This window comes from Streptomyces sp. JK94, assembly GCF_053613315.1.
This window is the reverse complement of record NZ_JBSICH010000007.1, coordinates 17,622-29,850: the sequence shown is the minus strand read 5'-3', so window position 1 is coordinate 29,850 and position 12,229 is coordinate 17,622. Positions and strand designations below refer to the sequence as shown.

General features: G+C 72.0%; 12 protein-coding genes, 2 tRNA genes and 1 riboswitch. Of the genes, 12 read left to right on the top strand and 2 right to left on the bottom strand.

What is annotated here, in order from left to right:
- The first annotated feature begins 25 nt into the window (after positions 1–25).
- From ACVV2G_RS06710 to ACVV2G_RS06695, 4 genes are all read left to right on the top strand, one after another.
- Positions 26–583 (top strand): hypothetical protein, encoded by a 558-nt coding sequence (locus ACVV2G_RS06710; RefSeq protein WP_453841668.1) that lies wholly within the window; start codon positions 26–28, stop codon positions 581–583.
- Between the two features lie 305 nt (positions 584–888).
- The gene (locus ACVV2G_RS06705) at positions 889–3,357 is read left to right on the top strand and encodes a DEAD/DEAH box helicase (RefSeq protein ID WP_453841667.1); all 2,469 of its coding nucleotides are present in this window, start codon (positions 889–891) and stop codon (positions 3,355–3,357) included.
- Between the two features lie 159 nt (positions 3,358–3,516).
- Positions 3,517–5,052 carry an amino acid permease gene (locus tag ACVV2G_RS06700; RefSeq protein WP_453841666.1) on the top strand — a complete coding sequence of 512 codons (1,536 nt, stop codon included), beginning with the start codon at positions 3,517–3,519 and terminating at the stop codon, positions 5,050–5,052.
- Positions 5,053–5,160: 108 nt separating this feature from the next.
- Positions 5,161–5,233 (top strand) — tRNA-Lys (locus tag ACVV2G_RS06695).
- A 111-nt stretch (positions 5,234–5,344) separates the two neighbouring features.
- On the opposite strand, the gene ACVV2G_RS06690 is transcribed toward ACVV2G_RS06695, so the two are convergent.
- Positions 5,345–6,289, bottom strand: a complete 945-nt coding sequence (locus tag ACVV2G_RS06690) for a MerR family transcriptional regulator (protein WP_453841665.1) — start codon at positions 6,287–6,289, stop codon at positions 5,345–5,347.
- Between the two features lie 70 nt (positions 6,290–6,359).
- Complete coding sequence (locus tag ACVV2G_RS06685; RefSeq protein WP_453842040.1) at positions 6,360–6,623, bottom strand: GntR family transcriptional regulator; 264 nt, start codon at positions 6,621–6,623, stop codon at positions 6,360–6,362.
- A gap of 194 nt (positions 6,624–6,817) precedes the next feature.
- Here ACVV2G_RS06685 and ACVV2G_RS06680 point away from each other — a divergent pair, with 194 nt between their 5' ends.
- From ACVV2G_RS06680 to ACVV2G_RS06645, 8 genes are all read left to right on the top strand, one after another.
- Positions 6,818–7,144, top strand: coding sequence for a hypothetical protein (locus ACVV2G_RS06680; RefSeq protein ID WP_453841664.1), 327 nt, complete (start codon positions 6,818–6,820; stop codon positions 7,142–7,144).
- A complete protein-coding gene (locus tag ACVV2G_RS06675; RefSeq protein WP_453841663.1) occupies positions 7,144–7,452 on the top strand; it encodes a hypothetical protein in 309 nt (102 codons plus the stop codon). The genes ACVV2G_RS06680 and ACVV2G_RS06675 overlap by 1 nt, the downstream gene beginning before the upstream one ends.
- An 80-nt stretch (positions 7,453–7,532) precedes the next feature.
- Positions 7,533–7,886, top strand: coding sequence for a DUF6247 family protein (locus ACVV2G_RS06670; protein WP_453841662.1), 354 nt, complete (start codon positions 7,533–7,535; stop codon positions 7,884–7,886).
- On the top strand, positions 7,876–8,055 hold the full coding sequence (locus ACVV2G_RS06665) for a hypothetical protein (RefSeq protein WP_453841661.1): 180 nt from the start codon (positions 7,876–7,878) through the stop codon (positions 8,053–8,055). Before ACVV2G_RS06670 ends, ACVV2G_RS06665 begins: the two co-directional genes overlap by 11 nt.
- Positions 8,055–9,185, top strand: coding sequence for a dihydrofolate reductase family protein (locus tag ACVV2G_RS06660; RefSeq protein WP_453841660.1), 1,131 nt, complete (start codon positions 8,055–8,057; stop codon positions 9,183–9,185). Before ACVV2G_RS06665 ends, ACVV2G_RS06660 begins: the two co-directional genes overlap by 1 nt.
- Before the next feature lie 55 nt (positions 9,186–9,240).
- Positions 9,241–9,314 (top strand) — tRNA-Met (locus ACVV2G_RS06655).
- A 165-nt stretch (positions 9,315–9,479) separates the two neighbouring features.
- Positions 9,480–10,667, top strand: a complete 1,188-nt coding sequence (locus tag ACVV2G_RS06650) for a PP2C family protein-serine/threonine phosphatase (RefSeq protein ID WP_453841659.1) — start codon at positions 9,480–9,482, stop codon at positions 10,665–10,667.
- Positions 10,668–10,924: 257 nt separating this feature from the next.
- Positions 10,925–11,082: riboswitch (cyclic di-AMP (ydaO/yuaA leader) on the top strand.
- 10 nt (positions 11,083–11,092) lie between these two features.
- Positions 11,093–12,127: a M23 family metallopeptidase gene (locus ACVV2G_RS06645; RefSeq protein ID WP_453841658.1), complete on the top strand. Its 1,035-nt coding sequence runs from the start codon at positions 11,093–11,095 to the stop codon at positions 12,125–12,127.
- The last annotated feature ends 102 nt before the right edge of the window (positions 12,128–12,229 follow it).

Here is a 12,229-nt window from a genome sequence, read left to right as displayed (position 1 = left end):
TCCTGACCCCCGGAGGTGGCCGCCCGTGCGCCCCTTGTACCTGCCCGTCCGTCTGGCCGCCACGGCCGTGGCCGTCGCCGCCGCCGCCGGCTGCATGAGCGTCGGCGACGGCGCGTCCGGCGGGGGTGCCGGACCGTCGCACTCCACCGGGGAGCGGGGCGGTGAGGTGTCCGAGGGAGGCCCGGCGGCGACGGGCGGGAACGCCGGGTACGGCGCGGCGGCCGCCGACGAGCGGCGCGGACGCGGCAAGGGGAGGAAGGGCGAGGACGAGGGCGACGGCGACGGCGAGGACGAGGGCCGGGACCGGAACGGGAAGGGCGCGGACGCGTCCCCCGCGTCCTCACCGCCGGGGCCGGCGACCGGGACCCCGCCGGCGGGGGGCGGTCACGACGAGCCCGAGCCCACCCGGACGCAGCCCCCGGAGCCCACGCGCACGGCTGAGCCGGAGCCGACCCCGACCGAGGAACCGCCCGCCTCACCGACGCCGGAGCCCACACCGGAACCGTCCTCGTCGGCCCACGAGCCCCCGGGGACGCAGCTGGCGCAGCGGGAGCCGGCCCCCGAGGCCGGGGTGCCGGTGTAGAGGTGAACGGCGGAGGGGCGGTGCGACGGAGACGGAGAGGGGCGGGGCGCGGGCGGGGGCTGGTGACAGGGTCGGCAGCCCGGCTGACCTGGGCATGTGCTACTCGGTTTGCCTTCGGGGGTGGGGGGTGCGTATGGTGGTAGATCGTTTGATCCCATTTGCCCGGCGCCACCGCAGAGCGCGCCGTGTGGCGCGTACTCTCCTTTGCCGTGGTGGACCGCATCGAGGCGGTCGTATTGCGAATCGCGATTCACGGAGTTGACGGGCGCGTGCCGACGAGAGACTCCGGAAGGTTTCGCATTCGCATGTCCATCATCAGTACTGATCACGTCGTCGTGCCCGAGAACGCCGAAGGCGTAGAGGGCGCACCGGAGGCCGTCGAGGCTTCCGTGACCCCCGAGGCCGTCGAGGCCTCTGTGACCCCCGAGGCCGTCGAGGTCCCTGAGGTCCCCGAGGTCACCTTCGCCTCTCTGGGCCTCCCCGAGGGCGTCGTGCGCAAGCTCACGCAGAACGGCGTGACCTCCCCCTTCCCGATCCAGGCCGCGACCATCCCGGACGCGCTGGAGGGCAAGGACATCCTCGGCCGGGGCCGCACCGGCTCCGGCAAGACCCTCTCCTTCGGTCTGCCGACCCTGGCCACGCTGGCCGGCGGCCGCACCGAGAAGCACAAGCCGCGCGCCGTCATCCTGACGCCGACCCGTGAGCTGGCCATGCAGGTCGCGGACGCGCTCCAGCCGTACGGCGACGTCCTCGGCCTGAAGATGAAGGTCGTCTGCGGCGGTACCTCCATGGGCAACCAGATCTACGCCCTGGAGCGCGGTGTCGACGTCCTCGTCGCCACGCCGGGCCGCCTGCGGGACATCATCAACCGTGGCGCCTGCTCCCTGGCGAACGTGGAGATCGCCGTCCTCGACGAGGCCGACCAGATGTCCGACCTGGGCTTCATGCCCGAGGTCACCGAGCTGCTCGACCAGATCCCGGCGGGCGGCCAGCGGATGCTGTTCTCCGCGACCATGGAGAACGAGATCAAGACCCTCGTCGACCGGTACCTGAAGGACCCGGTCAGCCACGAGGTCGACGCCGCCCAGGGCGCCGTGACGACCATGTCGCACCACATCCTGGTCGTGAAGCCCAAGGACAAGGCGCCGGTCACCGCGGCCATCGCCTCCCGCAAGGGCCGCACCATCATCTTCGTCCGCACCCAGCTGGGCGCCGACCGCGTCGCCGAGCAGCTGCGCGACTCGGGCGTGAAGGCCGACGCGCTGCACGGCGGCATGACCCAGGGCGCGCGCACCCGCACCCTGGCCGACTTCAAGGACGGGTACGTCAACGTCCTGGTCGCCACCGACGTCGCCGCGCGCGGCATCCACGTCGACGGCATCGACCTGGTGCTCAACGTCGACCCGGCCGGCGACCACAAGGACTACCTGCACCGCGCCGGCCGTACGGCACGCGCCGGCCGTACCGGCACCGTCGTCTCCCTCTCCCTGCCGCACCAGCGGCGCCAGATCTTCCGGCTGATGGAGGACGCGGGCGTCGACGCCACGCGCCACATCATCCAGGGCGGCGCGGCCTTCGAGCCGGAGGTCGCCGAGATCACCGGGGCCCGGTCGATGACCGAGGTCCAGGCCGAGTCGGCGGGCAACGCGGCGCAGCAGGCCGAGCGCGAGGTCACCCAGCTCACCAAGGAGCTGGAGCGGGCCCAGCGGCGTGCGACCGAGCTGCGCGAGGAGGCGGACCGCCTGGTCGCCCGGGTCGCGCGGGAGCGCGGCGAGGACCCGGAGACGGTGCAGGCCGAGGTGGCCGCGGCGGTCTCCGGGGCCGAGGTCTCGCTGCCCGAGCAGCCGGGCGCGCGGGACGTGGAGAGGACCGAGCGGAGCGGCGGCAACGGCCGTGACCGTTCGTTCGAGCGTCGTGACGACCGTGGTGGGCGTTCGTTCGAGCGTCGTGACGACCGTGGTGGGCGTTCGTTCGAGCGTCGTGACGACCGCGGTGGTGACCGTGGTGGTTTCCGCCGTGACGACCGGGGCGACCGCGGTGGTGACCGTGGTGGGCGTTCGTTCGAGCGTCGTGACGACCGTGGTGGCCGTTCGTTCGAGCGTCGTGACGACCGCGGTGGTGACCGTGGTGGTTTCCGCCGTGACGACCGGGGCGACCGCGGTGGTGACCGTGGTGGGCGTTCGTTCGAGCGTCGTGACGACCGCGGTGGTGACCGTGGTGGTTTCCGCCGTGACGACCGGGGCGACCGTGGCGGTGACCGTGGTGGGCGTTCCTTCGAGCGTCGTGACGACCGCGGCGGACACCGGGGCAGTGACCGTCCGTTCAACCGGGACCGTCAGGGCGACCGTCCCGGCAGTGACCGTCCGTTCAACCGGGACCGTCAGGGCGACCGTCCCGGCAGTGACCGTCCGTTCAACCGGGACCGTCAGGGCGACCGTCCCGGCAGTGACCGTCCGTTCAACCGGGACCGTCAGGGCGACCGTCCCGGCAGTGACCGTCCGTTCAACCGGGACCGTCAGGGCGACCGTCCCGGCAGTGACCGTCCGTTCAACCGCGACCGTCAGGGCGACCGTCCCGGCAGTGACCGTCCGTTCAACCGCGACCGTCAGAGCGACCGTCCCGGCAGTGACCGTCCGTTCAACCGGGACCGTCAGGGCGACCGTCCCGGCTTCCGTTCCGGTGGTCACGACCGCCCGTACGGCCGCCGTGACGACCACCGCGGTTCCTCCTTCGGCCGCCGTGACGACAAGCCGCGCTGGAAGCGCAACGGCTGACCGCTGCCGGCCGACCGGCTGAGAGGCTGAGCGGCGGCTGCCGAGACAGCACGCACCGAGCGCCGTGGCCCCCGCCCCCTCCGGGTGGGGGCCACGGCGTTTCGCTTTCGGCCGTGGAGTGACGCATGTCACGTGTTCCGCAGGGGAAATGCTGGGGGCATGACAGACGACGCCAAGGCGGGCGGGCTCTCGGACGAGGAACGGCTGGCCCAGCTCGGCTACACCCAGGTCCTGGCCCGCCGCATGTCGGCGTTCTCCAACTACGCGGTCTCCTTCACCATCATCTCGGTCCTCTCCGGCTGCCTGACCCTCTACCTGTTCGGCATGAACACGGGCGGCCCGGCCGTCATCACGTGGGGCTGGGTCGCCGTCGGCCTGATGACCCTCTTCGTCGGCCTGGCGATGGCCGAGATCTGCTCGGCGTACCCGACCTCGGCGGGCCTGTACTTCTGGGCGCACCGTCTCGCGCCGCCCCGCACGGCCGCCGCCTGGGCCTGGTTCACGGGCTGGTTCAACGTGCTGGGCCAGGTCGCGGTGACCGCCGGCATCGACTTCGGCGCGGCGTCCTTCCTGGGGGCCTACCTGAACCTCCAGTTCGGCTTCGAGGTCACCCCCGGCCGCACGATCCTGCTCTTCGCGGCCATCCTGGTCCTCCACGGCCTGCTGAACACCTTCGGCGTCCGCATCGTCGGCCTGCTCAACAGCATCAGCGTCTGGTGGCACGTCGTCGGTGTCGCGGTCATCGTCGGCGCGCTGACCTTCGCGCCGGACCACCACCAGTCGGCGTCCTTCGTCTTCGGCGAGTTCGTCAACAACACCGGCTGGGGCAGCGGCGTCTACGTCGTCCTGCTCGGCCTGCTGATGGCCCAGTACACCTTCACCGGCTACGACGCCTCCGCCCACATGACCGAGGAGACGCGCGACGCGTCCACGGCCGGCCCGCAGGGCATCGTCCGCTCCATCTGGACGTCCTGGATCGCCGGTTTCGTCCTCCTCCTCGGCTTCACCTTCGCCATCCAGTCCTACGAGGGGGCCCTTACCTCCCCGACCGGCGCGCCGCCCGCGCAGATCCTGCTCGACGCGCTCGGCGCCACCGCCGGCAAACTGCTCCTGCTGGTGGTCATCGGAGCGCAGCTGTTCTGCGGGATGGCGTCGGTGACGGCCAACAGCCGCATGATCTACGCCTTCTCGCGCGACGGCGCGCTGCCCTGCTCCCACGTCTGGCACTCGGTCCACCCGCGCACCCGCACGCCGGTCGCGGCGGTCTGGCTGGCCGCGCTGTCCGCACTGCTCCTCGGCCTGCCCTACCTCATCAACGTCACGGCGTACGCGGCGGTGACGTCGATCGCCGTCATCGGCCTCTACATCGCCTACGTCATCCCGACCCTGCTGCGCGTGCGCAAGGGCGCCGCCTTCGAGCGGGGCCCTTGGCACCTGGGCCGCTGGTCGCGGGCGGTGGGCGTGGTGGCGGTGGCGTGGGTCTGCTTCATCACGGTCCTGTTCATGCTGCCGCAGGTCTCCCCGGTCACCCGGGAGACCTTCAACTATGCGCCGGTCGCCGTCCTGGCCGTCCTCGGCTTCGCCGCGACCTGGTGGCTGGCGTCGGCCCGGCACTGGTTCCTCAACCCCGACCACGAACGCACCCGGGCCCGCGCCGCCGCCCGCGCGAACGCCCCCGAGCCGGTCGACCCCTAACCCGTGCCCCCCCGAGACCGGCACGACGCGGCCGGAACCCCGATACCCGATCGGCCTCCCGGCCGCGTCGGGCTATGCTCGGTGTGGCACCATCACACAACACCCCAGGGGCCCTTAGCTCAATTGGCAGAGCAGTGGACTTTTAATCCATTGGTTGTGGGTTCGAGTCCCACAGGGCCTACGGTTCGCAGGCGGGCGCACGCCCTCTGACCTGCCGCACAGCGCCCGGGTCGGCTTCGGCCGACCCGGGCGCTGACTCGTTTCCGGGCTCGTGTGTGAGCGCGAGCGCCCCTTACGGCAAGTCCCGGCGGCGCAGGGCCTTGACCATCCAGGGTTGGAAGGGAAGGTGCGCGGGAACCACCTGCCAGTCGTTGACGATCCAGACCAGGCGCCAGTACCGCTCGACGAGCGGGTCGTGTCCCGCCTCGAACTGCCGGGCCATCCACTCCCGCAGTTCGGTGCCGTCAGGGCGGCCGAGGGTGGCGGCGAAGCGCTCCACGACGGCGTCGACGAACGGGACGGCATCGTCACCGTCCGGGTCGATGTCCGCGGCCCTCGCGGCGGCGACGGTCTGTCTGACGAAGGGGATGAGCTCCGCCACCGCCTCGGGAGCCACACCCGGCAGGGCGTCCTCGTCGGCGGGCGGGACCGCCGCCTGCGCCATGCGCGCGCGGAAGCCGTCGTCGGCGATGAGTTCGGCGATCTCCACCCACGCGGCGAGCTGCGCGTCGGACGGTACGTCGGGGAAATCGGGCAGGGCGGTGCGCAGGGCGGCGGCACCGCTGCGGGCGCGGGGAGTGTCGGTGCTGAGGTCGGCGATGAAGTCGGCCACCATGCGCCGTCGTTCGTCGGAGGTGAGGCGGGAGAGGCGGTGCATGAGAACTGTCTCCTCGATGCTCGAGCCGCGCTGGGCAACGAGACGCAGCATGCTTTGCCGCGTTCGCAGCACGCGGATCTGGAGGGCGGTGGCGTCGGCGTGCGCGGCGGCGACCTCGGCGACGGGGAGGTCGCCGTCCAGGACGCGGCGGACGGTGGCGAGGTCGACGTCCAGCTCCCGCAGGACGCAGATGAGGTGGAGCCGGCTCAGGGCCGCGTCGCTGTAACGGCGGTAGCCGGCCGGGGTGCGGTGAGTGGGTGGCAGCAGGCCGGTGTCCGAGTAGAACCGGATCGTCCGTACCGGCACGCCGGTGCGGGCCGACAGTTCACCGATCGAGTGCGGGGGCGTCGCGCCGTTCATGACGCACACGCTCCGGTCTCCAGTCCCTGGAGAGTCAAGCGGCGGTACGGGCGGCCCCGCCCCGGGGCCGTCAGCTGGTGGGCTTGTCCTCGTCGTTGGCGGGGGCGCTGGTGGGCGGCCGCTCCACGACGAACGATCCCTTGCCGCGCACGGTGACGATGAGTCCCCGTTCGCGGAGTTCCTGCGCGGCACGGCGCGCGGTGAGTCGGGCTACGCCGTACTCGTCGGCGAGATGGTTCTCCGAGGGGATGGGCCTGTCCGGTGCCAGTTCCCCCGACTCGATCTTCTTCGTGATGACGTCGGCGAGTTGGACGTAGAGCGGCCTCGCGCTCATCGGGTCCAAGGCTGCCGTGTGCTCTGTATCGCTCACGTGTCCAACGTATGCACATTTTGACCTCCCCATTCGAGTGGATCCCTCTGTACTTGTATGTAGAGGGCTGTCCTCCAAGTTAGCCTCGGGCACGTAAAGACCCCGGCGAGGTGGCTAGACCTCCCGGGGCACGGCCAACGCTTACGAGGAGCGTCGACATGCACGACCTTATCCACCGCTTCGCCCATTGGCTGGGCCTTCTCTTCGGCCCGGGCACCGGAACCCACCGCGCGGGCAGCACCCCGCGCCCCCGCCCCCTCCCCAGCACCGCCCCCGCGCGCCTCCCCCTCCACCACTCCCCGTACTGCCGTCACCTCCCCCTCGACGGCACCGCATCCCGCCTCGTCCGCCCCTACCTCACCGCCCACGAGCAGGAACAGGAGCAGGACCGCCGGCGGCACCGCCGCCTCGCCCTCGTGCTCGCCGCCGACTTCGGCATCGACCTCGATCAGCACGTCGTCGGCGCGCGGAAGGCGGCCGCCTGATGACGGCGTACACCGCGCTACGGCTCCTGCCCTGGCTGTCACCGGAAGGCAAGCCCTGCTTCCTCGCCCCCGGCGACGGGAGCGGGATCGTGTCGCGCCTCGCCGACGAGACGGAGGCCCGGCAGCTCACCGAAGGACTGGACGTGCTCCGCTCCGCCCGCCATCTGCTGGACGACCCCGTGTCCCCGAACGCCGAGGTCCGCTACACCGCGATCCGGCTGACGGAGTGCCTAGCCGACGCGCTGAGGGTCGCGGAGTCCCGTGGCCGACGCCTGCCCGAAGCGGACGACGGCACCGACGCCATCTGAGCTGACACCCGGGTTGTCGGGACGGATTATCGTCGCGTAGGCACAGAGCGCCGAAGGAGCGTAGAGGAGTACGTCCGGTCATGACCGCACACGCCGCAGAACCGACGCCGGTCGTTCCTCGCATGCCCGAGCGGAATCCAGAGGCGTTGCGCGCTGCCATTGCCCAGTACGCTCCCCAGCTGCTGCCCGACTTCGACGAGCACTGGAAGTGGGCGATCGCCGACACCTTCGACATCGGTCCTCTCCCCGCGTTCATGGCCCGCTGGTGGGCCGAGTACGCGATCGCTCGCGATCCGGCGCTCGACGCACACATGGCTGATCTCCACCACCGTGCGGCGGATTCCACCGAGTCGTCGAGGCCAAGGAGTTGCTCGAAGAGGCCTCGCAGATCCGGCACCGGGTGCGGCAGACGGAGCCCGGCCAGTGACCGATGAGTTCCTGGGGCCGGCTCGGCAGACGGACTGGCGGCTTGACGCTCTGGCGGACCGCGAAGCGCTGCCGGAGTCGGTCCGGGAGATGGTCGACGAGGCCCGTGCTGAACTGGTGACGGTCAAGGACCGATCGCCCCGGACAACGTCCACGCCTCCCATGGAGCGCCCCTGATGCCCCTCCCCTACGTCCTCCTCTCCGCCGCCGTCTCCCTCGACGGCTACCTGGACGACACCGGCCCCGACCGGCTCCTGCTCTCCTCCCCGGCCGACTTCGACCGCGTCGACGAGGTGCGGGCCTCCGTCGACGCGATCCTCGTCGGCGCCGGCACGATCCGGGCCGACAACCCGCGGCTGCTGGTGAACTCCGACGAGCGGCGGGCGGCCCGGGTCGCGGCCGGGGAGGCGGAGTACCCGCTGAAGGCGACGGTCAGCGCCACCGGCGAGCTGGACCCGGCGGCGGCGTTCTGGCACACGGGAGGGGAGAAGGTGCTCCTCACCACGGACGAGGGGGCCCGGCATGCCCACGCGCTGGGGCTCGCCGCCGACGTCGTGCCGCTCGGTGCCGCGCTCGACTGGCGGGCGGCGCTGGAGTACCTGCACGACCGGCGAGGCGTACGGCGGCTCATGGTCGAGGGCGGCGGGACCGTGCACACCCAGCTGTTGCAGCAGGAACTCGCCGACGAACTCCAGCTCGTCCTCGCGCCGCTGTTCGTGGGGGATCCGGACGCGCCCCGGCTGTTCGGACCCGGCGCCTACCAGGGCGGGCGGCTGCGGCTGGTGGAGTCGCGGCGCATCGAGGACGTGGTGCTGACGCGGTACCTGCCCACCGCCCCCGGCACCGGTGACCGCGTCACCGCCGCCGACCGGCACTGGCTGGCGCTCGCCTGCGAGCTGGCCGAGCTGTGCCCGCCGTCCGGGACGGCGTTCAGTGTGGGGGCGGTCGTGGTCGCCGCCGACGGGAGCGAGCTGGCGCGGGGGCACTCGCGGGAGGGGAGCGACCCCGTCGTGCACGCCGAGGAGGCGGCGCTCGCGAAGGCCGACCCCGCCGACCCGCGGCTCGCGACCGCCACCGTCTACAGCAGCCTGGAGCCGTGCGCCCGCCGCGCCTCCCGGCCCGCGCCCTGCGCCCGGCTGATCCTCGACGCCGGGGTACGGCGCGTGGTCACGGCCTGGCGGGAGCCGGACACCTTCGTGCCGGGGGCGGACGGCAGCGGAGTGCTCGCCGCCGGGGGCGCCGTCGTCGTCGTACTGCCCGAGTACGAGCAGCGGGCGAAGGCGCCGAACCGCCATCTGGAGGGGTAGCGGGACACGGATGTGCATTCAGCCCCCCGGATGACGTACAGTGGAGACACAACGGCGCGGGGTGGAGCAGCTCGGTAGCTCGCTGGGCTCATAACCCAGAGGTCGCAGGTTCAAATCCTGTCCCCGCTACTGAAGACCGAAGGCCGGAATCCTTGAGGATTCCGGCCTTCGGTGCGTTCACCCGGTCGGCCCTCACGGCTCGCCGCCCGCCCCCGCTCCGGGAAACCTGGAGGCGGGACGACAAACGGCGCGGACGTTCGGGGTGGCGGGAGACGAGTGGTGCGGCCAGGTGACGTGGACGACGAGGGAGCGTACGCCAGGGCCGGCGGCCGGCTCCCCGGCGATCCCGTGCCCGACCCGGGCCTCGGACACCGGGCGCAGCCGGCGCCGTCCACCGGGACCGGGCGCCGGCGGCGGATACCGTACGGGCGGACCCTGGTGCGCCTGCTCCCCGTGCTGCTGATCGTCGTCGCCGTCCTGTACGACATCTTCACCCCGAGGTACTTCACGGCCGGTCCCCTCTACACGGCCGCGCCCCTGGTCGCCGCCCCGGTCTACTCACGGCGCGGTACGGCGCTCACCGGTGTCGCCGTGGTCGCCGCCGTCGTCGGGCTGCAACTGAGCAAGGGCGTCGCCCACTACGTGGACTCCCTCACCGAACTGATCACCATCGCGACGGTCGCCGCACTCGCCGTCCTCGTCAACGCCTTCGTCCGCCGCACCGGGGAGCGCCTCGTCACCGTCCGCGAGATCGCCGAGGCCGCCCAGCGCGCCGTGCTGCCCGAGCCCGCCGACCGGATCGGCGGCTTCGAGATCGCCGCCTGCTACGAGGCCGCGCAGGCGGACGCCTTCATCGGCGGCGACCTGTACGCGGTGCAGGACAGCTCACGGGGCGTGCGGCTCATCGTCGGGGACGTGCGCGGCAAGGGCATGGGCGCGGTGGCCGCCGTCGCCGTCGTGATCGGCGCCTTCCGGGAGGCCGCCGAGCAGGAGGCGAGCCTGGAAGCGGTGGCACAGCGCCTGGAGCGGGCGCTGGCGCGCGAGGGCACCCGGCGCGGCGGGCTGGACGCCTTCGAGGGGTTCACCACCGCCGTACTCGCCGAACTCCCGCACGGCGACGGGGTCGTCCGCATCGTCAACCGCGGTCACCCGCCCCCGCTGCTGCTGTACGCCGACGGCACCCTGCGCCCGCTGCCCGCCCGGGAGTCGGCGCTGCCGCTCGGCATGGGCGAGCTGGGCGTGTGGCCCGACCGGGCGCAGGAGGACGTCTTCCCCGGCGGGGCCACCCTGCTGCTGTACACCGACGGACTGTCGGAAGCCCGGGACGCCCGGGGCGAGTTCTACGATCCGCAGGAGCGGCTGGCCGGCTGCGCCTTCCGGCATCCGGGGGAACTGCTCGACGCCCTGGCCGAGGACGTGCGCCGGCACTCCGGGGGCGGGATGGCGGACGACATGGCGCTGCTCGCCGTACGGCGTCCCTGAGACGACGACCTTGATCGTTGTCACGAGCGGTGACGTGACGACCCCCCTCCGCGTAACAACTGACACACCATCAGAAACTCGTGGCGTGAAGGGGAATACCGAGGGCGGGTCAACTCGCCCGGTTTTCACCGGTCGTGAGGTGTACGTCACGGCCGGATCCGTTAACGATCAAGAGGAACGGCTTGGAATCCGAGCCCCGCGTCTATTAACGTTCGATAACGCAGCGCGGTCGTCCCAGCCGTCACAGAAGGCGGCTCCGTGCGCACGCGCCGAATCCCGCAAGGGAACCGGGGAACCACCACATTGGGGTGAATCGGGCGTATGACGCCGTGGAGACACGGCGGGTATACGCGCGTAGGAGACCTTCCTGCTCCGAACCCGTCAGCTAACCCGGTAGGCGAAAGGAAGGAAAGGAGTACGCCCACGTGGCGTCCAACCGGCCTGCCCCCGAGGCCCCGTTCGTGCCGAGCACGCACGACACCGACACCTTCGGTCACGACCGTCACCGCACCGAAGAGGGCCCTTGGGAGGAGTGGAATCCCACCGCGGAATCCATCCGCCCCGTCCGTGGCCGGCACCGCGTGGCCAAGCAGCGCGGCGGACTCGCCCGCAGCTCCACCGTCCTCGGCGTCGGTGTCATAGCCGCCGTCGGAGCGGGCGGCATGGCCAGCGCGCAGACCGGCAAGCCGCCGGTCTCGATCTCCATGCCGGACCTGCCCAACGTCGGTTCGCTCATCGCCGACGAGGAGGAGCCGGAGCCCGAGGGCTCCGCCACCCCGCTCAGCGGCATCGGCGCGACCGCGACCGCCGACACCGCGCAGGGCACCACCGACGCCGGTGAGACGCTGCGGGCCCGGATCATGGCGCAGGCCGAGCAGCAGCAGGCCCAGGTCGAGACCAAGGCCGCGGCCGAGGCCGCGGCAGCCGCCGAGAAGAAGGCGGCGGAAGCAGCCGCCAAGGCGGAGAAGGAGGCCGAGGCCGAGGCCGCCGCCGCCAAGAAGAAGGCGGAGGAGGAGGCCGCGAAGAAGGCCGAGGCCGAGCGGCTCGCGAAGCTGGCCGAGCAGTACACGCTGCCGACCTCCTCGTACACCATCTCCTCCAGCTTCGGCCAGGCCGGCGCCTACTGGTCCTCCGGCTACCACACCGGCCTCGACTTCGCCGCCCCCACGGGCACGCTGCTCAAGGCGGTCCACAGCGGCACCATCACGTCCGCCGGCTACGAGGGCTCGTACGGCTACAAGACGGTGCTCACCCTCGACGACGGCACGGAGATCTGGTACGCCCACCAGTCGTCCATCAGCGTCAGCGTCGGCCAGAAGGTCAACACCGGTGACGTCATCGGCCGCGTCGGCGCCACCGGCAACGTCACGGGCGCCCACCTCCACATGGAGGTCCACACCGCCGACGGCGGCGGGATCGACCCGATGGCCTGGCTGCAGAGCAAGGGCCTGACCCCCTGACCGGACCCTTTCACGGCCCCAAGGGCCCCCGGCGGTCCTGACGGCGACCCCCCGACGTCAGGGCTGCCGGTTCGCGCGTGCCGCACCCGCTTCCATGCCCCT

What these genes read in the sequence shown, in the direction of transcription:
- ACVV2G_RS06705 (WP_453841667.1), top strand. Translation starts at nt 889, where the DNA reads ATGTCCATCATCAGTACTGATCACGTCGTCGTGCCCGAGAACGCCGAA.
- ACVV2G_RS06700 (WP_453841666.1), top strand. Translation starts at nt 3,517, where the DNA reads ATGACAGACGACGCCAAGGCGGGCGGGCTCTCGGACGAGGAACGGCTG.
- ACVV2G_RS06690 (WP_453841665.1), bottom strand. Translation starts at nt 6,289, where the DNA reads ATGAACGGCGCGACGCCCCCGCACTCGATCGGTGAACTGTCGGCCCGC.
- ACVV2G_RS06685 (WP_453842040.1), bottom strand. Translation starts at nt 6,623, where the DNA reads ATGAGCGCGAGGCCGCTCTACGTCCAACTCGCCGACGTCATCACGAAG.
- ACVV2G_RS06680 (WP_453841664.1), top strand. Translation starts at nt 6,818, where the DNA reads ATGCACGACCTTATCCACCGCTTCGCCCATTGGCTGGGCCTTCTCTTC.
- ACVV2G_RS06675 (WP_453841663.1), top strand. Translation starts at nt 7,144, where the DNA reads ATGACGGCGTACACCGCGCTACGGCTCCTGCCCTGGCTGTCACCGGAA.
- ACVV2G_RS06670 (WP_453841662.1), top strand. Translation starts at nt 7,533, where the DNA reads ATGACCGCACACGCCGCAGAACCGACGCCGGTCGTTCCTCGCATGCCC.
- ACVV2G_RS06660 (WP_453841660.1), top strand. Translation starts at nt 8,055, where the DNA reads ATGCCCCTCCCCTACGTCCTCCTCTCCGCCGCCGTCTCCCTCGACGGC.